This is a genomic window from Vibrio splendidus, assembly GCF_024347615.1.
In the GTDB taxonomy this organism is placed as follows: Bacteria; Pseudomonadota; Gammaproteobacteria; order Enterobacterales; family Vibrionaceae; genus Vibrio; species Vibrio splendidus.
This window is the reverse complement of sequence record NZ_AP025508.1, coordinates 1539398-1563644: the sequence shown is the minus strand read 5'-3', so window position 1 is coordinate 1563644 and position 24247 is coordinate 1539398. Positions and strand designations below refer to the sequence as shown.

The following is a 24247-nucleotide window of genomic DNA, read 5'->3' as shown; positions in this document are numbered from 1 at the left end:
GCCCACCGCAGCAGGCTGACGATTCCTTATTTGGTTGAAGCAGACAGTTCGCCGGCTGGGTTAGCTTGCGCTGTTTTAGATAGCTCTGTTTTAGATAACTCGGCTTTAGATAGCTTTGATTCGTGCTGAGGTTTATCTGCATAGTGGGTCTGTTTGTCGAAGATCATCAGCAAGCTCGGTAGCAAGATGAAGTCGACCACCAACGCTATGAAAATCACAATCGCACTGAGTAAGCCCATGTCGGAATTGAGTCTGAAGCTCGACATCGCCAGTACAGAGAAGCCCGCCACTAACACGACAGTGGTGATCCACAGTGCGCGACCAACGGTGTGGAACGCGTAACGCACCGCTTCTTCCGCTGATTTTCCTTCCATTCTCGCGCGTTGGTATTTACTTAAGAAGTGCACTGCATCATCGACCACGATACCCAGTGTGAGCGTGACTACGACGGACAAACCCAAGTTGATTTCACCGGAGATAAGCGCCCACAAACCGAAACCAATAATCGCAGGGGCAATGTTTGGTACTAAGCTGATCACACCTAAGCGAACCGAGCGCAATGCAAAGATCATCAAGCCAGAGATAAGCACTAAGGTGATAGGCAGAGTTGATAGCATGCTCGCCATGTTGGTTTCGCCTATGTGAGCAAACATCAGTGACGGACTCGATGCCACCACTTCATACTGAGGCGCGTAGGCTGCAAACCATGAGTAGATGCGTTCTTCGAGTTCCACCAATTCCACGCTGCCTAGGTTGTCCACCGTCAGAACCATTTTTATCGATGATTTATCGACGTTGATTTGGTTGTTCAAGTCCAAGCCGTACGGCAGAGACATCTCGTAAAGCAGTAGGTATTGCGCGGCAAGTTCTCGGTTAAGCGGCAATTGATAATAGCTGTCGTCATCGCCGTGCATGTTCTTGTTCAAACGCATGTAAACATCGGAAAGCGTGGCCACATGGTCGGTTTCTGGTTGAACGCGTAGCCACTCGGTAAAGTCACCAATCGCTTGCAAGAACACAGGATCAGCAATCGCTTGAGATTCATTGGTTTTGACTGCGATACTGATGGTGGTCATGCCGCTTACTGTCTGTTCCATGAAGTCCGCTGCTTGTCTGAATTCACTTGAGGTATCGAAATACTTCACCGATTCGTCATTCACTTTATTCAATGGAATTAACGCGGCTGCGCCAACAATCACTAAAGTAGAAATCGGCAGCAGTGCTTTACGGTTGGTTACGACAAAATCACCGAGCTTATCCATAAAAGTGACTTTGCTTACCGCGGCTTCATTTGTTGGCAGAGTTTTCACTGGCAAGAGTTTTAATAGCGCAGGCAGCATAGTCACAGATAGGAAACACGCGATGATCACGCCCAATGCCGACAAGTTACCGAAGTCTCGCAATACGGGAGAATCCGACATGTTCATCATCAAGAAGCCAATCGCGGTGGTCACTGAGGTGATCAGAATCGGCATAGCATTGAGCTTGATGCTGTATTGAATAGCTTGTGCTTTCGCCATCCCGCGTTGCATCGCTTGTCTCATGGTCACAATCACGTGAACACAATCGGCAACGGCAAGGGTTAACACCAATGTAGGAACGTTGACCGTTGCGGTGCTGAGGAACATCCCTGCCCAGCCAGACAAACCCATGGTCGCGACAATCGAAGAGATAATCACAACTAAGGTAGCCACCACACTAAAGAACGAGCGCAACATAAAGGTCAGGAACACCAATACCACCAACAGCATTAACGGCACCAGTGTTGAGCTGTCTTCTTGAGCCGAAGTCATAAATGCGTTGTTCATGGCAATGATGCCCGCTTTATGGAATTCAACATTGGGATATTGTGCTTCATAGCGGTCAATCATGGCGTTAATAGCCGCAATGACTTCTTGTACTTCCGCCGTTTTGTCCACTTCGGGCAATTGCACCGTCACGTTAACAATGGTCACATCGCCAGAGGCTGACACTAAAGCATTCTTAAGCAGTGGTTCGTTGAGTGCGATCTGTTTTACTTTGTCGATCCGCTCTGGCGTGTGCTCGTATTCTTCGTACAGCAAGTCTTCCACTAAGAGGTCATCTTCAACGGCTTCGGTATGCTGATAATTGGCAAGCGAATCGACACGGCTTGAGTACGGGATCTGCCACGCATCGACCGTGAGGTTTTGAATTAGAGTGAGGGTTTCCGGGGTGAAGACATTGCCATTTTCAGGTGCGACGACAATCGCGAGGTTGTCGGTTTTCGCAAAGGTAGTTTGGATTTCATCGAACGCCATCAACTGTTTGTTGGTGCCTTCGAAGAAGATATTGTAGTCCCCTCTAAAATAGAGGTTCTTCGCCCCTAATGCAGAGAGCATGATGATTGAAAAAACCACCAGCAGAACGATAAACGAACGCTTGGTCGGTATTGAGTGCCAACTGTTATTTAGATCCCCGTTTACGCTATCGACATTACGGTTATCTCGATTTTGGTGATCGAAAGCGGGCTTCTGGCTGTCATGTTCCATCACAGTCTCCATTTGTGACGATTCGTCATAGTTGTGTCTTAAAAAGCCAGCCGAAGCTGACAAAAACACAATTCTTAGTCATATACTCAAGAAAACCAAAACCACACTAGGCTAAAGTTAAGTTTATGACGAATCGTCACTAATGGTTATTAATAAACCCACATAGGTGGGCTTAGTTGAAGCTTATCGACCTACTGACTCTAAGTAAGCGACTTCTTCACTGAACAGTTCTTGTTCTACACGGCGCCAGGTTTTACGGTAATCCCAATCACTCGAAAGGGGCTGCCAGTTGAGGCCGTCTAAAATCATGTTCGCGTTATGTAATACTGAATACGGGTCTTGTAACCGCTTGATACAATGACTGTTTGAAGCATTCTGAGACAAAGCATTTGAACCAAATGCGATTGACCAGTTGGCGAATACGATGGCATCAGAACCCACGCCAGAAGAGAACTTTAGGTCACCGGCTTCTACTGCTTGATTGACGAGCAGATCCGCTTGTTCGATAACGATCTCTTCTAATTGATTCATCTCGGCCACGCGTGCACTGGAGGCTTTCTCTAGTACCCATGGGCTTTTCGCCATAATCGCGCAAGTTGATAATACCGGCTCCATACGAGCATAAACTCGGTACGCAACGTGCAATGCGACAATCTTTTCGCGAGAGTTGCCTTCAAACTCTCCAGAACGAGCAAACAACAGTGCCTCGGCCTTTAAAGAATGAATACATAACGCTAAAACCACGTCTTCTTTACTGCAAAAGTGATTGTATATCGTACCTTTAGAATAAGAGCTTGCCGCCGTTAGCCTATCCATCGTCAGGTTTCCGAACCCTTGTTCTCGAACCAGATCTTTTGCTAACAACATCAATTCTACTTCTCGGTCTGCGATGGATTGCTGCTTCTTAGACAGCACCGCCTTGCAACCAAAGATACTTTGTTTATCGCCTTTACAACCAAAGCCAAACATAATTTTTCAGTCCGTATTTGAGCTTAGCTATTACCTAAGCTTAATCAGCATTTAAAACGCTCCTGTCCAATATATTAACACGAATAGTAAATTCATGTGGTTAACCATTTTGTGACGCTTCGTCATTTCTGACTTATCGTCATAATAGCGCAAATATTGATCATATCAAGGTGTTTTATAAATTAAATACAAGTTATGAATGTATGGATAAATAGGTCAATAAGTAGATAGAGAAATCATCAACAGTCACTAGAGAGAGAAGATAGGTGCTTTCATGAAGACAACACGAAAGATTAGAAGCTCATGCTTAACGTTAATAGACCACGTTATTTTAAGCCTTGGTGCAGAATCGGCCCCGAAAAAGATGGCCGTAAACCCCATCTTTAGCCACCTTCTGACCTAGAATGAATGAGTGTAGGCTTACTTTTTGGGGCAGACCTCTCCTTATGGTCAATATTTGGCTTACTAATGTCGTTTTCTGTTAAGTTGCTATAAATTCGGTAAGGGGTGACTTACAATAGTGACAACGACTTACCTTTTTTGAGAACACGATATTGAGCGCCAAATATTCTTATTTAGCTTGGCAAGTGAATACTTCTAGCCCAGCAGAAAAGCTGGTTTTATTGATGCTTGCAGATGGTGCTGATGAATTCGGTTACACCAATGTGTGCCTGCAAACGGCAGGTCAGCTTTGTGCTCTCTCTACGTTTGGTTTAGCCGACTGCCTTAAGTGTTTAGTCGACCAAGGTTTCCTCGATAAGGTGAAAGTAGACTATCGAGATAAGAAAGAGATTCACGTTTTCAAAATGCTCATTGAGCAAGAGCAAGCTACGGCGCACGTTGAGGTTCAACCGACCAATAGTATTCCGGTCTACTCTACTGCACCTGCACCTGCACCTGCACCTGCACCTGCACCTGCACCTGCACCCAAGTTTCAGCCTGCTCCGGCACCAATGCAACACATGCAGCAGGCCCCTCGCCCACAAGGTCGAGGCTCAATGAACAGCAACACCGTCTCTACTCATGATCTCAACGAAGAAGAGATACCATCATGGGCAGAACGTGCGTTTAAATTCTCCGGTTTGACCGGTGACCATAGTTTAGTATGGAAGAAATTTGTCCTCTGGTATAAAGCCAAAGCCAATGAATTAATGCCATTATCTCGGATTGAATCCAAGCTGCAGTACTGGCTAGTTAACGAGAAGCAAAATGAAAGACAACAACAGCAGAAGACCTCTCAATATTCAGGAAATGCAGGACAAGCTCAAGGAAATGGGTATAGACAAAAGCTTAGCCCATCTGAACGCTTCAGGCAGCAGCTCATTCAAAAAGGCAAAAAGCCAACCTTCTGAGCCAGCTCAACCTGTTGTACCTGACGCTACAGTACAGCCTAACGCACCTGAAGTGATTGAAGCACAAAGTACAGAAGTAAAAGTAGCGACACCAAACGCTGCGGGCTCTGGTGCGTCTCAGCAAGTGCCTGTTGTTGATCAAGATCCAGCAGAGCTTGAACTAACCGATTGGTGTATCCATGTGTTCGGTTCTTTCTTGAGCGTGTACGAAACTCAGTGGGAATACCAATACGGTAGTGAACCGAGCGGTAAGTTTCTTGAGTTTGCCCACTCTGTTGACTCAGACGGCCTTAACCGCGTGCTAATGCACTGCCATGAGCGTATTCAACTTGGCAACAGTTGGCCACCGCAAATGGGTGAGCTTTGGATCCTTAAAGATTCTTTGACTGAAGAAGAGCTACTTGATAGCCGTATTCGTGTGTTGTCGCGCGCAGCTGTTAACAACATTGAAAAATGGCTAATCCAAAACAAACTGTACGACTTGAAGCGCACGGCTGAAAACAAGCTCGATGGCCTGTTTAAGAAATACTATTTGGAAGCAAAGCGTTTAGATGAGAAAGGCATGCTGGAAACAGAATTGCCGCAGTTCCTTCTTGCCGCTAACTCAGTGAAGAACTTGAACGATTTGAAACGCGAAGAGTATGAAAGCCAACACGGTAAAGCGATTAACCCAAGAATCCAGAAGATTCTAAACAGCAAGAAATAGCGCTGTTCGCTTAACTTATACCGCTTAAGTCAGCGACATTACTATTCTACAGATACAAAAATGCCAGCTATCAAGCTGGCATTTTTTATGAATTCTTACGAACTCTTCAACGAACATCCATCATTAACTGTAAGTAAGTGACTCACTATCAGCTCGCCACTCACTATAAACAATTACAGTAGGTGGATAGTTGCGTTTAGCGTAAATACGCCAGAGTCGTCATCTTTCATTTTGAAGTTTTGGTAGCTAGCGCCTACAGATAGTGGGCCAAAGATGAAGTATTCAGCGCCTACACCGTACATGATATCCTCACCTGATTGCTTGAAGCCGTCAGATTTAAGATCGTAAGAGTGAACACCAGCCTTCGCGTATACGTGAAGAGGACCGAAGTCGATGCTTGGCTTGATCGCTAGGTAAGCAGTGCTTGCATCTAGGTTTGTAAGGTCACGGTTGCCGTACTTAACGCTGTCGAAAGAACCAAGATCCCAGTAACCCGCTTCAATACCGATTAGTGGCAGGATGCCTGTACCCACGTGGATACCCATCGCTGTTTCTTCTTCATTACCTAATGAGTTTTGACCACCCATTACGCCGCCGTACAACCAAGAATCAGCCATTGCTGTTGAAGATGCACCTAGCAGTGCTAGTGCCAATAACGTTTTTTTCATATTCGACCTTTTTCGTCCTAGTGGCAGGCCTTGAGTGGTAATAAATTGCCACCAAGTCGCCCTGTATGTAATAACTATTCAATTAGTAATGCAATAAGCAAGATTTATACCTAAACCTTGCTATTGCGTCTAGCTTTATTCCTTAGCAAGCCTCAATCGCGTTTTTAACACGCTTATCTGATACTGGGTAAGGCGTACCGAGCTGCTGTGCGAAGAAGCTTACACGAAGCTCTTCTACCATCCAACGCACCTCTTTTACATTTTCTGGAACCGCGATCCCTTTTGGGATTTTATTCAGCAGCTCTTTGTAATCATTCATTACTGACTCAACTTTGATCATATGCAAGCGATCTTTGTTCGGGTCAATCGGCAGTTTTTCCATGCGGCGTTCAATCGCTCTCATATAGCGTAGAATATCCGGCAGGCGTTTCCACCCACATTCTGTGGCAAACCCCTTAAAAATCAAACCTTCTACCTGAGCTTTTATGTCAGAAAGTGCGAATGCCATTGAAAGATCGACACGTCCTTTGAGCTTCTTACTGATGCTGAATGCGGTCGTTAGGATGGTTTCAACCTGTTGAGCAATCTCAACAACGCTGTCGCCCAGCTCTGCACGTACGTGTTCTTTCAGTGCTTCAAACTGCTCTGGTTCCCAAACCAAACCGCCTTTCTCTTCAATCAGCTTATCAATACCACAAGCGATACAGTCATCGATAAGATCGAGCACCTGTCCGTATGGGTTGAAGTACAAACCAAGTTTCGATTTGTTCGGCAAATTCGAGTGCAAGTATTTGATCGGTGATGGCACGTTCAACAGGATTAAACGACGCTGACCCGATTTCATTGCCGAGATCTGCTCTTGCTCGGTTTCGAACAATTTGATCTCTACGCTGTCTTTAGAATCCACCAGCGCTGGGAAGGCTTTAACATCGTAGCCGCCACGTTTCTGTTGGTAGACTTTTGGTAACTCACCAAAGCTCCACGTATGCAGGTTTTGCTGTTCGATGTCATCGTCTGCCACTTTAGAAAGCGTTTCTTGAACCTTGTCTTTCAGGCTCTCTTTCAACTCATGCAAGTCTTTCTGTTCTTTAAGCTTACGCTTGCGATGATCTACAGCGCGGAATGTTACCTTTAAGTGCTCTGGGATCTGGTCTAACTTCCAGTCATCACGTACTACTTCCACACCTGTCATGCGGCGCAGCTCTTTCTCAAGAGAATCCAACAACGGTGCTTCAAGTGGTGTCACACGAGCCAAGAACGCATCGGCGTAGTTGGGCGCAGGCACAAAGTTACGGCGTAGCGTTTTTGGTAACGACTTAATTAGGCTAATCACCAGTTCCTGGCGTAGGCCTGGGATCTGCCAATCAAAACCGTTTTGGTCAATCTGGTTCAAGATAGGCAGTGGGATATGGACCGTTACACCATCGTTGTCGTCGCCCGGCTCAAATTGGTAGCTCAGCTTCAGCTTGATACCATTTTGGTGCCAGAAGTTCGGATAATCCAAGTCAGTAACGTGGCTTGCATCACCGCGAAACAGCATCGACTTTTCGAAGTTAAGCAGCTCTGGTGTTTTCTGGCTGGTTTGCTTCCACCATGTATCGAAGTGACGGCCTGAAACAGCCTCTTCACCAACACGTTGGTCATAAAAGTCGAACAGTTCATCATCGTCGATCAAGATGTCACGACGACGCGATTTATGTTCTAGCTCTTCCACTTCTTGCAGTAGCTTACGGTTCTGCTTGAAGAAGGCGTGTTTGGTTTCCCACTCACCTTCAACCAAAGCGCTGCGCACGAACAATTCACGGCTGACAGTGGCATCAATCGCACCGTAATTAACCAAACGTTTCGGGATGATTGGGATTCCGTAAAGCATCACTTTTTCGTGTGCCATTACTGCCGCTTGCTTCTTCGACCAATGTGGTTCGCTGTAGCTGCGCTTAATCAGGTGTTTTGCTAGTGGTTCAATCCATTCAGGCTGAATCTTCGCGATAACACGACCCCAAAGTTTTGAGGTTTCCACCAGCTCAGCAGACATAATCCACTTAGGCTGTTTCTTAAATAAGCCAGACGCAGGGAAGATATGGAAGCGCGCATTACGTGCACCTTGATACTCATTCTTCTCTTGGTCTTTCATGCCGATGTGCGAAAGCAAGCCTGATAGCAGTGACATGTGAATGCCGTCGTAGCTGCCCGGTTCTGTATTCAGCTTAGTATCCAATTCACGCATCGCTTGGTGAATTTGGAAGTACACATCTTGCCATTCACGGATACGTAAATAGTTCAGGTAATCTTGCTTACACTGTTTGCGGAACTGGTTACTCGACAGCTCTTTTTGTTGCTGCTTAACGTAATCCCAAAGGTTCACAAACGTGATGAAATCTGACTCTTTATCAAAGAAGCGTTTGTGCTTATCGTCAGACGATTGTTGCTTGTCTGATGGACGCTCACGCGGATCCTGAATCGACAACGCAGACGCAATCACCATCACTTCGTGCAGACAGCGGTTGCTTGGCGCTTCAATCACCATACGCGCCAAACGTGGATCAATCGGCAGCTTAGCGAGCTTGCGACCAATAGCGGTTAGCTTCTTCTTGTCGTCGCCATGATTCTTGTTTTTGTTCGCAGACGGTTCGACTGTCGCGATCGCACCCAACTCTTCAAGCAGCCTTACACCATCTTGAATGTTACGTTTATCTGGCGCTTCAACAAATGGGAATGCTTGAATGTCGCCTAGGCCTAGCGCTGTCATCTGAAGGATAACCGATGCTAAGTTAGTACGAAGGATCTCTGGGTCAGTAAACTCTGGGCGTGATTCGAAATCTTCCTCAGAGTACAGACGAATACAGATACCTTCAGCAACACGACCACAACGGCCTTTACGCTGGTTCGCACTCGCCTGAGACACTGGCTCAATCGGTAGGCGTTGTACCTTAGTACGGTAGCTGTAACGACTAATACGTGCCGTACCCGGGTCGATGACATACTTGATGCCCGGAACCGTTAACGAGGTTTCTGCCACGTTGGTCGCCAGAACGATGCGTCGACCAGTATGAGACTGGAAGATACGGTTCTGTTCGCCTGCAGAAAGACGCGCGTACAGCGGAACAATCTCAGTATCACGCAGGTTACGTTTACTTAAAGAATCGGCAGTGTCACGAATTTCACGTTCACCGTTCATGAAGATCAAGATATCGCCTTGGCCTTCATCACACAGCTCATCAACGGCTTCAAAGATACCTTCGATTTGGTCACGATCTGAATCACTTTCATCACCACCTAGTGGGCGGTAACGCGTATCCACAGGGTACGTTCGACCTGATACTTCAATGATCGGTGCATTGTTAAAGTGCTTCGAGAAGCGCTCAGGATCGATGGTCGCTGATGTAATGATAACTTTAAGATCAGGACGCTTTGGCAGAAGCTCTCTTAGGTAACCCATGATGAAGTCAATGTTCAGGCTACGTTCGTGGGCTTCATCGATAATGATGGTGTCGTATTGGCTTAAGAAACGGTCGTGCTGAATTTCCGCCAGTAGAATACCGTCGGTCATCAATTTGATTTGTGTTTTATCAGATATTTGGTCGTTAAAACGAACCTTATAACCAACAAAATCACCCAGCTGTGTTTCCATCTCTTCCGCAATGCGGTTGGCAACTGAACGTGCCGCAAGACGACGAGGCTGAGTGTGACCAATTAAGCCCATGCGGCCACGGCCAAGCTCAGAACAAATCTTTGGTAACTGAGTGGTTTTACCCGAGCCCGTTTCGCCGGCCACGATAACCACTTGGTTTTCAGCAATGGCTTTCGCAATGTCATCGCGCTTTTGGCTAACTGGGAGAATCTCTGGGTATTCGATGGTTGGTTTGTGCGAGGCACGCTGATTTGCCGTCATCATAGACTTGGCAATATCTAACGCAATCTCATCGAAGACAACGTTCTTGGATTGTTCGTTTTTAATTCTACTCGCACCAGCAATTCGCTTACTCAGACGGAAGCGATCGCGCATCATACATTCGTTGAGCGCTTTACGAAGAGAAGCTGGGCTATTTTGAGATGCTTTTGTATTGGCAGCTGAATGATCAGCAGGTGTAGCTTTTGGTTGATTAGTGTTTGGTTGTTTAGCTTTTAAATGCTTAGCAGGTCGGTTCGATGCAGGTTTGTTCGATTTCGCTTCGTTCTTTGGAGAACTCGGCTGTGCTGCATTCTTGTTGTTGTCTGCTTTTTCCGGAGACGAAGTCAAAGCGTGTCCTATTCTTGTACTTATTAAACTCGCGCGATTATATCATAAAGGACGGTAACGAGTTAACACAAAGGAAGGGTAATTAGCGGCCTAAACGCCCGAGAAATCAATGAGAACAAGGTGTTTAATGGTCATTTTTCGTACTTGAAACTGGGGGAATTATAGATGTACCATCAAAAGCATCATGGAAGAATGTTGGCTTAGATTGCCTAAGCCAACATTGATAAAGGCATGGTGAAAACAAGTTGCGAATGGATATAAATATTTAAAAACCAACAACTAAAAATATATAACCTTACTCGTCACATATAAAAATAGTTATACTCCTGTTGAAAGTGGAATAAGTTAACACTCTAGATTTATCGCATTCTTATTTAATATTATGGATTTATCTACCGGCTTCATTAGATAATTCATTACAGTTATCGAAAGTAACAGAGCAGCATAAGCCAAATAAGTATTTTCAGGCGACCCAGAAACTGAAGCGAGTATACCTCCGAAGAAACCTGATACACCCCACGCAGAATAGAGTATTCCAAAGTTAGTTCCATACGACTTTAAACCATAATCAACCGCGGTAACTGGAGGGAATACCCCAAACAAAGCACCATAAGACATCGCACCAATAGAAATTCCTATCATTAAAGGGATAGTGGTTTCAATCGTTGTGAATAACACCATATTGACAGCCTGTAACATGAATATTAGCCCTAACGTATGAACGCGTCCTATCTTATCAAAAACCAATCCCCCAATAACTCGCCCTGCGGTATTAAAGATCGCTAATAAAATGATACCTAACGCAATTTCCTCAGATGTTAATCCTATGGATTTACTGACGTTACCAATTGACCCAATGAGCATGATGCCAGCTGCAGATGACACCATGAACATTAGCCATATTTGGTAAAATTGAGGGGTTTTCAGCATATCTAACCATTGAATATTTACATCCACTCCAGATTCGGACGCTTGCCCGCCCGTTTCTTCAGCTACGTATCCTTTGGGGGGATTAACAAGAAATGATGCCATTGGGATCATAAAAAGTAGGCCCACACCAAGGATCTTGAAAGTATCTAAGATGCCATAATGGTCTATCAGGACTGTTGAGAGTGGTGCTAAATACAGAGCTGCCATCGCAAAGCCACCAGCAGTTAAACCGCTAACGAGTCCTTTTCTATTTTCTGGCCACCACTTCATTGTGCATGGGCCAATACAAGCATAAGCAAAGCCCATTCCAGCTCCCACCATACACCCGAACGTAACCTGTAATTCCGCCAATGTTGAGGCATAACCAGAAGCTAAGAGCCCTGTTCCGACAAGAAGTACACCAAGTATTGTTACTTTTCTTGGCCCTATTTTATCTTGCCAGACTCCAGCTAAAAACAAGCTGACCGAGAATGCAAAAACAGAAGTCTGGTATGGCCCATCGACATCTTTAGGGTCAACACCTAGCGCTTCAGCTAAAGGTTCACTGAATACGCCCCATACATATAGGATACCGATGGATAGGTTTACGATTAAACCTATCACTAGTATTTTAAATGGTTTACTAATCAATTTAACCTCAACAATCAGCGGTTTATGAACAGTCGTTAGAAATAATAACTTTTAACGATTTATGGTCAGAAGCATACGTAAATGTAGAATAGGCTTGTTCTGATTCTGATAACTTAAACTGATGGCTAATCAATTGCTTAGGTTCCAAGTGGCCTGCCCTAATCTGTTTAATTAACATTGGAATAGTGTTGGTATGAACCATGCCAGCCGTCATAGTGAAATTTCGCTTCCACATGTCTTCAAGGTTTATAGTCGCCGACTTGCCATGAACGCCAAGGACAGCAATGTTACCACCTGGGCACACAAGTTTTTGGGACATATCCCAGCCAGCTGGAATACCGATTGCTTCTATCACAACGTCAACGCCTACATCATCAGTCATGTCTAGAATTTGCTGTACTGCGCTACCGTCAGAGTTATCAATCGCGTGGGTTGCACCTAATTCTTTGGCAACTTCCAATCTATGAGGGTTAGTATCGATCGCATAGATTTCGCTTGGTGAGAAGAACTTGGAGGTCATTAATGCGGCGAGACCAACAGGGCCACAACCAATCACTGCAACAGAACAGCCCGGTTGAACTTGCCCATCAAGCACACCCACTTCATAGCCCGTAGGGAAAATATCACTCAGTAGAACCAGAGAATCGGCATCGATATCATCAGGCACGAGATGCATGCTTGTGTCACCGTAAGGAACTCGGACATATTCAGCTTGGCAACCATCAATCTCATTACCTAGTAACCAACCGCCGTCTAAGCATTGCCCAAACTTAGAAACTTGGCACATTTTGCAGCTGCCGCAAGTGGTAATACATGACACGATTACACGATCACCAGGCTTAAATTTACTCACAAGTTCGCCACACTCTTCCACGATGCCAACGCCTTCATGACCCATAATAGTGCCCGGCTTAAATGTCGCGACATTATTTCTTAATATATGTAAATCCGTACCACAAATAGTGGTTTTTTCAATTTTAACGATGACATCGCTTTGCTTAATAATGTTAGGTACCGGGCGCTCTTCTAATTTAGCACTCTCTTTACCATCAAATACATATGCTTTCATTGTTTCCCTTAATTCACGTTATTGTTATATAAACACAGCGATATAATATAGGTGAAATTTATAAATTATCGTGATCAACTCATCGATTAACAATCGAATAACAAACAAGAAACATAATTAGAGACCAATCAATAATTAACATAATTAGAATAGTCAAAACAATTAAAATTAATGAAAGAAAATGAAGAAATAATAAAATAAATTCAATTTATTAATTACACAACCATCAATATTTAATTTAAACACCCTTACCTTATTTACATATATCGAGCCCTGAATAATTTAATTAATCTGCAGAGCTCAATTCACACTTCCTCAGCGTGAAAACAGACTTAAAGATCATAAAAAATGCCGCTCATTTAAGGAGCGGCATGTATTGTTAAATTGGCTTTTAGAACTCGTACTGGAAGTAAACGGTGTTGTAGTTACTACCGCCTTTGATACGCCCGAACTGGGATGCGTTTTCAAAGATCGCAGAACGGTGATGCAATGAGTAGCCGAACCACAAGTTGTTCAAGTCATTCTTACCAATCAAGTCGCCGACGTTGACATCGAATGAGAAGTCTAAGTAGTTCAACAGATGGCTTGCTGTGTAACCTTTGCGGTCCATCTCAGATCCTTCGATATAGGTAATCGAATCGATGTAAGACATACCTTCTGCCACACCTACACGCCACTGAGTTGGCCAATCAAAGGTGTAGTACGCTTTGATTGCGATGATGTATTCAGTACTGCTTGATTGAACGTCTGAACTCCAATGGTGCGCGATACCCGGCGTTAGATAGATGTCTAATGGGAAGCCGAATACTTCATCCGTTAACGGGTGGCCATAGAAGAATGAGGTCAACTGGTTGTTGTATTCGTCTTTCTCGGCGTTGAACTTCATGATATCGCCAATGTTTGATGGCGTTGCCCAACCGTGGGCGACACGTAAATACGGCGCATTGCTCAACTTAGGTTTTGGTGCTTTCTCTTTGTCGTTAAAGAAACCAAAGCCAAGGTACAATTCACCTTGATAACGGTCTTCGACTATCGACGAATCGTAGGCATTATCGTCTAATCGAGTCACACTGGTTGAACCCAATAAGTACAAGTTTGAAACCACATGATAACGCACTTCAACACCGACATTCAGATCTACACCTGCACCAATGGTTTCATTAGACGCTGAGTAATACTCGCTATTGAAGTCAGCACTTTTGTAACGAAGTGTCGCACTTGGGTAAAACTCCCAATCTCCGGTTTCATACTTGGCTTTAGCACGTAAGTTACCGTGGAGGTTGAATTCACTGTCGCTCATTAATTCCGTCTCGACAGACCAAGGACCATCAATTTGGTAGGTCAGTTGAGCACCGAAGTCCGCAGTATCGCCTTCAATTGCGTTCTGTTCAGAAGCTGGGATATCAATAAAACGCATGCGAGAGATAGCATTAAAAGACCATTTCTCGTCATCTGTTTGATAGAGGTAAGCCCCCATCTCGGTACCATCAATGAACACATAGTCGTTCTTGAAAAACAGCATCGGCACGAATGAGTTAACCGATTGGTCACCACCAGACGTGTCATAAGGGATGCTCGCAGTACGGAACATTGCAGCGATGCCCCACTCTTGCTCTTCAGCAGCCCACGCATTAGCACTTAGGAAAGCGCTACTTAGTAAAACCACTCCAGTTGAAGTGAGAGTCGGTAAATATTTGAGCTTCATTCTTATGTAATTACTCTTTGTAATAAATAATGTGTTACTGAATAGACATTTATTAACCATGACGGCTAACTATTTTTAGGTTTGATCGGCATTGACCGTTACAATGTAGAATATTCTCGGTTAAATGAAAGTATTGTGAAAGTCTCCGAATTACAAAACATTATAGATCAGTTACCCAAAGATTCCGATCCAGATATTGTTATGGGTGATGCGTGGCTGCCCGAGCGTTTGGTGGATACCAACCTAGACGGCGACATGCTATTTCTTGAATTCGATAATGCCCCTGAAGACAATCAAGGGGATGAAGAAGGCCGTGGCTTTGTTGAGCACGAGATTGCTATGATTCGAGAAAAACTCGAACTGTTGTTAGACGAGCCTTCCGATACCAAGACCAAAGCCGATGCCCTATTGGCAATATTTCTAATGGGTCATGAACTTTCTAGCTCGGAAGTTATCGAAATACTTGAATCAACAGAATCTGAATCAACAGAGCTTGAATCAACAGAATCTGAAATGACGGAGCTTGAGGCTACTGAGTCTGAAATGACAGAACTCAAGATCACAAAGCCAGAAGCAACCGAGCCTGGAATGACAGAACTCAAGATCACAAAGCCAGAAGCAACCGAGTCTGAAATAGCAGAACACGAAACAAAAGAACTCCGCGACGACTAACCACCAATGATTTTAGGTACCGTATTGAAACCCTCTACGACATCATCTCTTCCCCTGTTACTCGCCGGACCCATTTTAAGAAAAACCACCGCGACTGAAGTGGTACTTTGGTTAGCCACCAGCTCGCCCCTTGTTGGCCGGGCTGATCTTTATATTAGTGAAACTGAGCACATTCGTGAAACTGAACATAGTCGAGAAACAGGCTTTTCGAACGAAAAAGAGCATTCAGAACCAAAACAAGACCAACCGTTTTACACCTCATCGCTTGAAGAGCATGATTCGATTCAAATCGGTACACATGCGTGGGTAACGCTAATTCGCTTACAAGGTGAGTTTCCGACTAATACACTTCTTGAATATGACATTCACACAGAGTCAGGTTCACTAAAAGAGCTCGCCCCTCACCTTGTTTACAACGGTAAATCTCGCGTTGAGTTTAAGGTATCGACCTCGGCTGATTATATTCTGCATGGCTCTTGCCGTAATCCGCATCATCCAAGCAAAGACAGCTTAGTCGCAGCCGATAACAAGGTAGCCGAGCAAAGCGTCGCTGAAAGACCCGACATGCTGATGATGAGCGGCGATCAGATCTACGCCGACCATGTGGCGGGGCCAACACTTGATGCTATTCAGCAAGTGATTCAACTGCTTGGCCTTGTCGGTGAGAGCTTACCGACCGACTCGCAAATAAAGCAAATCAACACTAGTGACGCGCTGTATAGCAGTGAATATCACTTATATCAGCGTCATCACTATTTGCCGCACCACACCGCTTCAGAATCCATGTTCGATAAGTTCTTCCCGAATCGTGGCGTGCCGATTTTTAGCTCTACCGACTGCGAAAACCACTTGGTCACGCTGTCTGAGTTTATCGCGATGTACTTGTTGGTTTGGTCTCCCACACTGTGGCAATGCATCAATAGAGAACGTTTAATCGAGAATAACTTCACGCAAGGTGGACGCCAATTAACACCGACTGAGCAGCAACAGTGGCGTGATGAAAGCGTCATCATGGATGATTTCATTGCTGGCTTGCCGCAAGTGCAACGTCTGTTCGCGCATATTCCAACGTACATGATCTTCGACGATCACGATGTGACTGATGATTGGAACCTTACCGTAGGCTGGGAACATGCCGTCGACCAAAACCAGTTCGCGACCCAAGTCATTGGTAACGGCCTCGCGGCCTACTGGATGTGTCAGGGTTGGGGTAACAAACCGGAGAGTTTCGACGAAACGTTTATCGAGCAAGCAAAACAGCTTTTTGTCGATCAACCGCGCATTACTAAACAAGCGCATAATGAAGCCGATGATAGCAATACTATTCACTCTGTTAGCAATATCGAGCCAGATAAGCATCAAGCCTTTATTGAGATGCTGAGTCGCTTTGAAGAGTGGCATTACACGATAGACACCTCACCCAAAGTCATTGTGTTGGATACTCGAACGCGTCGTTGGCGTTCAGAGTCACGCATGAATAAGCCTTCAGGTTTAATGGACTGGGAAGCCTTGATTGAGTTTCAACATCAGTTAATGAATCAAGATAAAGTGGTGATCGTTTCTGCTGCGCCTATGTTTGGCGTGAAGTTTATTGAAACACTGCAAAAGATGGCGACCACAATCGGTAAGCCATTGGTGATTGACGCTGAAAACTGGATGGCACATCCGGGCAGTGCCAATACGCTGATCAGTATCTTTACCCATACAAAAACACCGACCAATTTCGTGGTGCTTTCTGGTGACGTTCACTACTCCTTTGCTTACGATATCAAGCTTAGGTATCGTCGCAACAGTCCGAACATCTATCAAATTACCTGCAGTGGCATTAAAAATCAGTTCCCTGCTTCGCTGCTTAAATTCTGCGATGTGTGGGACCGCCTGTTATACAGCCCTCGCTCAGTTTTGAACTATTTCACTATGCGTAAGCGCTTAAAAATCGAGAAGCGAAGCCCTGATAATCAGACCTTCTATCGCCTTTCAAACCGCAGTGCGATTGGGGAGTTGAGGCTAGACACCGATGGTAAACCGCAATCGATCACAACACTCAGTGGCGACGGTAAAATTACACGCTTCCCTGAACCTGACTAAGAAAGTGCGCCTTATCGTTCACCTATCCGTAATGTCAGTTTTTAGTAAAGACGCTTGCGATCACACTCTGTAGACCCAATAGTTATAGCTATCAGCGTTACGGAACCCGATACAAATTTAAACTGGAGCTCGTTATGTTCAATTCTCTCACATCAATGTTTAAACAATTGATTGAAGGCCAGGACCTAAGCAAAAACCAAGGAACATCACCTAATGTCGCCATTGCGAGTTTGTTGTGTGAAGTCGCGGGAGCCGACCATCAGATCAATGAATCAGAAAGAGTCGCTAAGCTACAGCTTCTGCAACGTTTGCTGGATTTAGACGAAGAACAAGCAAAGGTACTGCTAGAGCAAGCAGAACCAAAAGTAGAGCAATCAGTCTCGCTGTATGACTTTACATCGCAACTCAGAGATCTGTCTCAGCCAGTGCGAATCGACTTAATCAAAGCGATGTGGGAAGTGGCGCACGCCGACGGAGAAATTGACCCTATCGAAGATTCTGTGATCCGTAAAACAGCGGAACTGCTCTACGTTGACCACAGTGACTTTATCAAGACTAAGCTGAACGTACTCGGTAAAAGCTAACCAAAGGTTTTCTATTCGCGTTAAGCCTTTGTATCAGCGTAATCGATCGCCATGCATGATGCCTTTGAGCTCTAACGGCGTGCCCTTCTTAGTGACATAAAGGCCGCGCTGATTCGATACCAACACACTGCGCTTGCCTTGCGTTTGTTGAATGTATAAGTGCTTGATATTGAATGTCTGCTTATCTTGGGCCTGATCCTGATCCAATTGATAAAGGTAGTAATGATTCCCCCAGCGCAAGAACACGCCAAACATCTGCTTAGTTTGAGCGACATTTCCATCCATGTCATAACCAATGTACTGCATTTTGACTCGACCATTTTCCAATCTAAGTGAGATTCGCTCCCACCCGACCATCGGGTATTCCGCAGAAAATCGATAGGTACTTTTGGTTGCGAGCCCAGAGATTAAGCCTACATTTAGAATCACAAACAGCGTCAATAAGATAGGCATCCAAAATTTACGATTCATACTTATTGCCCTCGCTCATTGTTATTGTCGCCTTCGCAAGAGACAGTTTTAAACTGATGGCTTATCTCTTTCCAATGTCCATTGATCAAGGCGACGGCTTGGATATTCTGACACCCAACGCCAATGCGATGCAGATAGAGCGAATCAACACCGAGCTCTGACACGGCATCCAGCTCTTTTATAACGGCTTCATCAAAATTCAAACTGTCGTGATAAACATCCATACCTCGGTAGGCACTCTTATCTATAAAAAAAGCAAACTGATAAAACAGCATGAGAAGAAGCGCGCTGACTACAATTCCGGCAATACGAGATTGGTGACGAACGATAAAGTGCTTCGCCTTGAACTGACGTGATTGTGGATCCTGTTGCTTTGATTGCCCAGCTTGTTGGTTCATGCCTGAAAGCTTAAACGGTGGCGGTGATGTTAACTCATCGACGATGGTGGTTTTCTCTGAAACGATGCCAGCTTTCTCTGAAACGATGGCGGCTTTCTCTGAAAACGCAGCTTCAACATGCGCTTCAGCGGTAGGTATTGGCATCGATAAATAACTACCGACCTGTTTCAAACCATTGAAGCTATACCCTTCCTTTTGAACCGTTAAGATTTTGCAATCACACTCAAATGAATTTAATGCCGTGCGAATGTTCTTAACCGCGACATTAAGTGAACTGCCCGTCACAACCCTGCCCGGCCAGCAATGCTCAAGTAAAAAGTCTCGACCAACGGCTTTTGGGCTGTTCTTCACTAGATGCTCAAGAATCAGGCCTTCTGAGGGGGATAAGGTGACCCGCTTACCAGATTCCGAATCAATGAGTGTGTTATTAATCAACTCGATGCCCGAAGCGTCTAAGGTGATTTTTTCATGGCTATTGGCGTTCATTTCGGCGAGGTGTTCATAAATAAAAAGGTCATCAAAAAAGTGTTTGTTTGGTCGAACTAATAGCAAACCATACATAGAAAAGAGTAGTGATAAGTTTAGCCAATAATTAAGCTAAATATAAGCTCAGCGAGTAACAATATAAGCTCAGTGAGTAACAATATAAAATAACAACAAGGTGAGTCAGTCACGTAAACTCACTCACCTTTGAACATAGCCAAGGTTTAACTCTAAACTGGTCATGGCCCTATATTAAAACCTCGTCGTTACGCAATCTGAAAACGAGGTCACAATTCTGTTCGAGCGAAATTAGAGTTCCAGTTTGAATCCAAGTTCACTTACCATAACTTCAGCGAAGCCTAGCTTTACTGCATTCAACTGATTAGCAACTTCGCGCGCTTGCTCTTCGTTTTTAGCCAATATTGCCATTGAATAGACTGGCCTGATCATCGCTTTTTGGTTTGGCTTCTCTTCTGCTATTTCTTGATGTTTTAAGTAAGCAGACGTAATCACACCTTGAGCACTCCAATCGACAACCATTTGTAAATCTTTGCTAATAACCTCATCGACAATGAATTGATTCTCAGGCTCTTTCCAAGCGAGTTCTACTGCGTAGTTTGTGAAAGCGACATCCGTGTTTAACCACTTATTACCGATATCTCTGATTTCAGTCACCTCGACAAGCTCTTTAAATTGGAATGGTAAGTTACCAATCAAGTCTCTAACGAGCTGCTCACTGTCCGCTTCAATCACAAACTTAATCATCGGAAACTTTTTATCCCCAATAAAGCTTTGTGATACGAACATATCGTGTACCAAGCCCGCATCAATCAGGTTGGCAAATGCTTTTTTCTGATGAGGCATTGCCTCAAATACGGCTTGGGCGTCATCGGTTTTCCAAGCCACTGACACGCCGTATGCCGCTGCGTGGGCATGGGTTGAAAAAAGAATGGCTGAAAATAGAAAGCTAAAAATAGCTAAAAAGGTTCCTAGAGTTGTTTTCATTGTGGTGGCTTCCTAATTAGTCGCGAATAATTTCATACAAGTTAGGGTCAGCAGAAACCCCTTCAATTTTTAAAGGTGGTAATTCTTTTCTCATCGCCTGTATCGCATCATGGAAATGCTTTTTGCTTTCCCACTCTGCAACATTAATAAAACGGTATGTCGCATCCGAGCTTAACGAGCGGTGCAATTTGGTAGAGATATATCCTGGTTGTTTCACCAATACGTCTCGCGCATCTTCCCAATACGTTAACGTAGCGGCTTCATGGGCTGGCTCGACTGAAAAAGTGTTTATCAATACAACGGGTTGTGCCGAAACCAACGCACTTACGCTTAGCGCCCCCAGTGCCAATCCATACTTAATAATGTTCTTCATCCTATTCTCCTTGTTTTGGGTGAGCTAACGCTACCACCTAGCCCTACCCAATCAAGGTCGAAACCTGAGATTTAATATTAATTAAAAAACTAAATTTCAAACGAATACTATTCACTCGCAAAATAAGCGATGTAGCCATTCACTATTGATAAACCACTTGTTGAAATTAGGTTTCTTTGGATAACAATTTTCCTCCTCTTCGACACATAAGACGAAATTTAAGTCAGCCCACAAACCGAACCTCGCCCCATTTAACTAGTTTTTGAGCCCAACTAACTCAATAGGCTGTCACCCTTGCCCAACTCTTTCGCTATATGGTGTAGTTTGCTCAAATTGATTCTCTTTTTGAAAAAAGAAAGAGATTTCTGAGTACATGCACCTAATTTTTAACAAAATAATATTAAATCAGTCACTTAAAAATGGCACAAGACTTGCTGTCACATTATGCAACTCATTAAATAAGGATATTAAAAATGAAAGCATTGACCCCCTTGATATTAACAATGTCATTAAGTACTACGTTAACTGCTTGTGGAGGTGGTGGTGGAAGCACCAGTGGTGGAAACTCTTCATCGAGTGAGGAACCAGAACCGGAAATTGCAACGGTCAGTGAGCCTATAGCTACAGTTGATTCATTCAGCGATATAGTGGTACCGGATAACTTTGAATGGAGTAGCGTCGAAACGCTTGAAATGGCGGTAAATGTCGTCAGTAGTTTTTCCACGACCAATGGAGAACCACAAAATATTCGCGGCTCTCACATTATCAAACTGTTTAGCACTTCGAACTCATCGACTGACTCTAACCCTTTCTACACAGGCATCTCAAACAAGGACGGACAACTCGCCAATAAGTTCTCAATCCCTAGTCACTGGCAAAGCATCACGATAATTGCCCTTGTTAAAGACTTAGAATGCACGTCAACATACGATTTAGATGAGCTTACATCAAATCTGTTGGTTTCATGTGACATCAATTTGGATAAAGATTAAGGGTAGAGATATGAATAATATAACAAAGTCACTCATCTTAGTCGGTACATTCGCGGTCAGCTCTTTTTCTCAACATGTTTTATCTGCTGCAACCGAGAATACTTCAACAACAAATGGGGATGGTTCTATCACAATTACACAGAAAATCGATGCTAGTAGTACTTCCCCCCACTACGAAGTTAAAAGCAACAAGAAGTATGGCTTCGGCAAATACAGCCGCCACAACCAAGATTATTCTTGGCAACATGATGTACCAATTCCAAGTGGAGCACAGATCACGTCAGCCAACCTAACCATCTATGCCTTCGATGTTGATTCAGAGGCACACCATGGTGAAAATGGCGAATACGACAGTGTTTCGGTAGACGGTTCTATGCTCACCCCTGGTTTCTTGCAAGGCACCAACAACAACTGGTCAACAACCGTGTTTGATTTACCTGCATCTTCCCTTGATGACGGTCTTGTTGATGTCGACTTAGACATCGACGTCAACAAAGACGGTTGGTATACCACACTCTCATACAGCTTGATTAGTGTCACCTATACGGAGACATCAAACAACCCACCATATACACCGGAGCTAAGCCGAAGTACTGGTCTAGGCACAGCTCATGATCTCGTTGTCAGTATTACGGGACCAACACCAGCCGACCCTGATGGCGACTCAGTAACCTACAGTTATCGCTGGTTCGTTGATGTTGGCCAAGGTTTTTATGTCGATGATGAATTTGTAGGAAAAGCTGACAATAATACGGCCACTTTACCAGCCAACCAAACCGTAGCAGGAGAACTATGGAAGGTTCAAGTTACCGCTATCGACTCAAATGGGTTGATCAGTGATATCACCGAGATCGCTTGGCCTGAAATTGGTGATACAGATGGCGATGGAATTGCAGATGAAAATGATTACGCGCCGAATGATCCAACGATCGCCTTCTATAGTCGAACACCAACTTCTGGTTGGTACACTCTGAGCTTTGAAGACCTATGGCCTTATGAGGGAGATTACGACCTAAATGATTTCGTTACCCATTATGCGTATGGAACTTATACCAATGCCAGCAATCAAGTAACACGCTTCGATTATTATGGTCAGGCCATTGCTCGAGGTGCAAGCCAAGATAACAGCTTCGCGATTTCTCTTGCGGGAATAGATGCATCAAATGTCAGCTCATTGACTAAGACTTATGACAGCGAAACAACATCGTTAACTCCCGAAAGCGGTCATAACGGAGAGCTCGTTTTTGTGGTTATCGATAGTGTTAGTGATATGTTACCTAGCTCAGAGGTTTATCACTTTTACAATACTGAAGAAGGGGATATGAGAAGTGTCGTTGACTATAGCGTTTCACTCGTTATAGACGGCTCTATCAGCAGCATTAGTGGTAATGTGTTTAATCCATTCATCTTCAAGAGTAACGCTCGTGAGAAGGAAATCCACTTAATGAATTACCCTAATACCGACTTAGCGAATACAGCTATCTTTGGTGAAGGTGCGGATGACTCAATTGTCGACAACAATGAATATTACCAAACAAGTAATGGTCTACCTTGGGCTTTAGATATACCAGCCTCTTGGTCACATCCATATGAAAGAAAAGACGCCTGTGTTGCCTACCCTAATATCGTGGATTGGGCACAATCTGGTGGGGTTCAGCATTCCAGTTGGTTCCTGTCACCAGCAGACAACAAGGTATGGAAATAGAACGGTAGTAGAATCGCTACTGAGGTAAGCTGAAACGGTATCAAACATCTATTTCCCCGAAATGGAAAATAGATGTTTTTTATTGCGGGGCGAAATTTTCGAGTAAGAAATAGAGGCTATCGAATAGTTTTTAAAGCATCGTCAATGTCAGTTTCGCGAGGTTATAAGCATCGACATAACCCGAGTGCTGACGACCTTCCCACTCAATGTTTTTCGCTTCTTGAGCAGCACGGTGACCAATACGTTTCTCTTTCAATCGATTCTGAACTCGATAAAGCGTGGCTATATTCAAGAACTCGCTGAACGGAGGTTCGATGCCTTTCTCAATACACTCTTTGTGTAAGATAAGATCGTCACGTCCCCACGCTGCATAGATTTTCTTTGGACCACCGAAGTTCTTAATCATCGACTTGATAACAGACTCTAATGGGCGACCCTGTTTTTCGATTTTACGAGGTGTAATGCCCGTTAACTCGGCGCAGAATAGAGAGACTTCGTCTTTTTCGGGCTTAACGTAATATTGCGCGCGCTTCACGATGGTTCCAGATACAAGATCGATCTCAGCAAGACCAATTTCAATGATCTCCCCTGTTGTTCCCACACCGCCTTCGCTCCAACAGCACATTTCCAAATCGAAACACACCACTCGATTGTGATTCATACGTCGCCTAATTCTCTCGTCAAAAATTTCGTGAAA

General features: G+C 44.4%; 19 protein-coding genes. 7 read left to right on the top strand and 12 right to left on the bottom strand.

The features are described 5' to 3' along the window. Window positions 1-26: 26 nt before the first annotated feature. Complete coding sequence (locus tag OCU90_RS06910) at window positions 27-2573, bottom strand: efflux RND transporter permease subunit (protein ID WP_061024676.1); 2547 nt, start codon at window positions 2571-2573, stop codon at window positions 27-29. A 120-nt stretch (window positions 2574-2693) separates the two neighbouring features. Beyond that, on the bottom strand, window positions 2694-3479 hold the full coding sequence (locus OCU90_RS06905; RefSeq protein ID WP_061024674.1) for a TetR/AcrR family transcriptional regulator: 786 nt from the start codon (window positions 3477-3479) through the stop codon (window positions 2694-2696). A gap of 554 nt (window positions 3480-4033) precedes the next feature. On the opposite strand from OCU90_RS06905, the gene OCU90_RS06900 reads away from it, so the two are divergent. Together OCU90_RS06900 and OCU90_RS06895 are read left to right on the top strand one after the other, a co-directional pair. After that, window positions 4034-4831, top strand: coding sequence for a hypothetical protein (locus tag OCU90_RS06900; RefSeq protein ID WP_054543217.1), 798 nt, complete (start codon window positions 4034-4036; stop codon window positions 4829-4831). Beyond that, entirely contained in the window at window positions 4752-5537 is a 786-nt protein-coding gene (locus OCU90_RS06895) for a hypothetical protein (RefSeq protein WP_017077898.1), read from the top strand. The genes OCU90_RS06900 and OCU90_RS06895 overlap by 80 nt, the downstream gene beginning before the upstream one ends. Before the next feature lie 173 nt (window positions 5538-5710). Here the strand turns inward: OCU90_RS06895 and OCU90_RS06890 are convergent, their stop codons facing one another. The 5 genes from OCU90_RS06890 to OCU90_RS06870 all read right to left on the bottom strand — a co-directional run bounded on the left by OCU90_RS06890 (window position 5711) and on the right by OCU90_RS06870 (window position 14779). Beyond that, a complete protein-coding gene (locus OCU90_RS06890) occupies window positions 5711-6205 on the bottom strand; it encodes an outer membrane beta-barrel protein (RefSeq protein ID WP_017077897.1) in 495 nt (164 codons plus the stop codon). Window positions 6206-6347: 142 nt separating this feature from the next. Then, the gene (gene hrpA, locus OCU90_RS06885) at window positions 6348-10445 is read right to left on the bottom strand and encodes an ATP-dependent RNA helicase HrpA (protein WP_061024672.1); all 4098 of its coding nucleotides are present in this window, start codon (window positions 10443-10445) and stop codon (window positions 6348-6350) included. A 345-nt stretch (window positions 10446-10790) separates the two neighbouring features. After that, complete coding sequence (locus OCU90_RS06880) at window positions 10791-12005, bottom strand: L-lactate MFS transporter (RefSeq protein WP_004734753.1); 1215 nt, start codon at window positions 12003-12005, stop codon at window positions 10791-10793. A 22-nt stretch (window positions 12006-12027) separates the two neighbouring features. Beyond that, window positions 12028-13074: an alcohol dehydrogenase catalytic domain-containing protein gene (locus tag OCU90_RS06875; RefSeq protein ID WP_004734752.1), complete on the bottom strand. Its 1047-nt coding sequence runs from the start codon at window positions 13072-13074 to the stop codon at window positions 12028-12030. A gap of 391 nt (window positions 13075-13465) precedes the next feature. Further along, window positions 13466-14779: a MipA/OmpV family protein gene (locus OCU90_RS06870; RefSeq protein ID WP_061024670.1), complete on the bottom strand. Its 1314-nt coding sequence runs from the start codon at window positions 14777-14779 to the stop codon at window positions 13466-13468. A 135-nt stretch (window positions 14780-14914) separates the two neighbouring features. Here OCU90_RS06870 and OCU90_RS06865 point away from each other — a divergent pair, with 135 nt between their 5' ends. The 3 genes from OCU90_RS06865 to OCU90_RS06855 all read left to right on the top strand — a co-directional run bounded on the left by OCU90_RS06865 (window position 14915) and on the right by OCU90_RS06855 (window position 18123). After that, window positions 14915-15451 carry a VC1380 family protein gene (locus OCU90_RS06865; RefSeq protein ID WP_061024668.1) on the top strand — a complete coding sequence of 179 codons (537 nt, stop codon included), beginning with the start codon at window positions 14915-14917 and terminating at the stop codon, window positions 15449-15451. 6 nt (window positions 15452-15457) lie between these two features. After that, on the top strand, window positions 15458-17539 hold the full coding sequence (locus OCU90_RS06860; RefSeq protein WP_061024666.1) for a metallophosphoesterase family protein: 2082 nt from the start codon (window positions 15458-15460) through the stop codon (window positions 17537-17539). 134 nt (window positions 17540-17673) lie between these two features. Further along, window positions 17674-18123, top strand: a complete 450-nt coding sequence (locus tag OCU90_RS06855; protein WP_004734748.1) for a tellurite resistance TerB family protein — start codon at window positions 17674-17676, stop codon at window positions 18121-18123. Between the two features lie 33 nt (window positions 18124-18156). On the opposite strand, the gene OCU90_RS06850 is transcribed toward OCU90_RS06855, so the two are convergent. The 4 genes from OCU90_RS06850 to OCU90_RS06835 all read right to left on the bottom strand — a co-directional run bounded on the left by OCU90_RS06850 (window position 18157) and on the right by OCU90_RS06835 (window position 20853). Then, window positions 18157-18594 carry a hypothetical protein gene (locus OCU90_RS06850; RefSeq protein WP_017077881.1) on the bottom strand — a complete coding sequence of 146 codons (438 nt, stop codon included), beginning with the start codon at window positions 18592-18594 and terminating at the stop codon, window positions 18157-18159. 2 nt (window positions 18595-18596) lie between these two features. After that, window positions 18597-19343, bottom strand: coding sequence for a winged helix-turn-helix domain-containing protein (locus OCU90_RS06845; protein ID WP_061024711.1), 747 nt, complete (start codon window positions 19341-19343; stop codon window positions 18597-18599). Window positions 19344-19784: 441 nt separating this feature from the next. Continuing rightward, on the bottom strand, window positions 19785-20480 hold the full coding sequence (locus tag OCU90_RS06840; protein WP_061024665.1) for a hypothetical protein: 696 nt from the start codon (window positions 20478-20480) through the stop codon (window positions 19785-19787). 16 nt (window positions 20481-20496) lie between these two features. After that, on the bottom strand, window positions 20497-20853 hold the full coding sequence (locus OCU90_RS06835; RefSeq protein WP_004734744.1) for an antibiotic biosynthesis monooxygenase family protein: 357 nt from the start codon (window positions 20851-20853) through the stop codon (window positions 20497-20499). Between the two features lie 473 nt (window positions 20854-21326). Between OCU90_RS06835 and OCU90_RS06830 the strand changes: the two genes are divergently transcribed. Both OCU90_RS06830 and OCU90_RS06825 read left to right on the top strand, forming a co-directional pair. Further along, window positions 21327-21845, top strand: a complete 519-nt coding sequence (locus OCU90_RS06830) for a hypothetical protein (RefSeq protein ID WP_061024663.1) — start codon at window positions 21327-21329, stop codon at window positions 21843-21845. Window positions 21846-21855: 10 nt separating this feature from the next. Beyond that, a complete protein-coding gene (locus OCU90_RS06825; protein ID WP_061024661.1) occupies window positions 21856-23550 on the top strand; it encodes an LruC domain-containing protein in 1695 nt (564 codons plus the stop codon). 130 nt (window positions 23551-23680) lie between these two features. Here the strand turns inward: OCU90_RS06825 and OCU90_RS06820 are convergent, their stop codons facing one another. Then, window positions 23681-24211 carry a 3'-5' exonuclease gene (locus OCU90_RS06820; RefSeq protein ID WP_061024659.1) on the bottom strand — a complete coding sequence of 177 codons (531 nt, stop codon included), beginning with the start codon at window positions 24209-24211 and terminating at the stop codon, window positions 23681-23683. Between the last annotated feature and the right edge of the window lie 36 nt (window positions 24212-24247).

Coding starts and splice junctions, on each gene's coding strand:
- OCU90_RS06860 (WP_061024666.1), top strand. CDS start 15,458: ATGATTTTAGGTACCGTATTGAAACCCTCTACGACATCATCTCTTCCC.
- OCU90_RS06830 (WP_061024663.1), top strand. CDS start 21,327: ATGAAAGCATTGACCCCCTTGATATTAACAATGTCATTAAGTACTACG.
- OCU90_RS06890 (WP_017077897.1), bottom strand. CDS start 6,205: ATGAAAAAAACGTTATTGGCACTAGCACTGCTAGGTGCATCTTCAACA.
- OCU90_RS06835 (WP_004734744.1), bottom strand. CDS start 20,853: ATGAAGAACATTATTAAGTATGGATTGGCACTGGGGGCGCTAAGCGTA.
- OCU90_RS06905 (WP_061024674.1), bottom strand. CDS start 3,479: ATGTTTGGCTTTGGTTGTAAAGGCGATAAACAAAGTATCTTTGGTTGC.
- OCU90_RS06855 (WP_004734748.1), top strand. CDS start 17,674: ATGTTCAATTCTCTCACATCAATGTTTAAACAATTGATTGAAGGCCAG.
- OCU90_RS06870 (WP_061024670.1), bottom strand. CDS start 14,779: ATGAAGCTCAAATATTTACCGACTCTCACTTCAACTGGAGTGGTTTTA.
- OCU90_RS06825 (WP_061024661.1), top strand. CDS start 21,856: ATGAATAATATAACAAAGTCACTCATCTTAGTCGGTACATTCGCGGTC.
- OCU90_RS06820 (WP_061024659.1), bottom strand. CDS start 24,211: ATGAATCACAATCGAGTGGTGTGTTTCGATTTGGAAATGTGCTGTTGG.
- OCU90_RS06875 (WP_004734752.1), bottom strand. CDS start 13,074: ATGAAAGCATATGTATTTGATGGTAAAGAGAGTGCTAAATTAGAAGAG.
- OCU90_RS06840 (WP_061024665.1), bottom strand. CDS start 20,480: ATGAAAACAACTCTAGGAACCTTTTTAGCTATTTTTAGCTTTCTATTT.
- OCU90_RS06895 (WP_017077898.1), top strand. CDS start 4,752: ATGGGTATAGACAAAAGCTTAGCCCATCTGAACGCTTCAGGCAGCAGC.
- OCU90_RS06850 (WP_017077881.1), bottom strand. CDS start 18,594: ATGAATCGTAAATTTTGGATGCCTATCTTATTGACGCTGTTTGTGATT.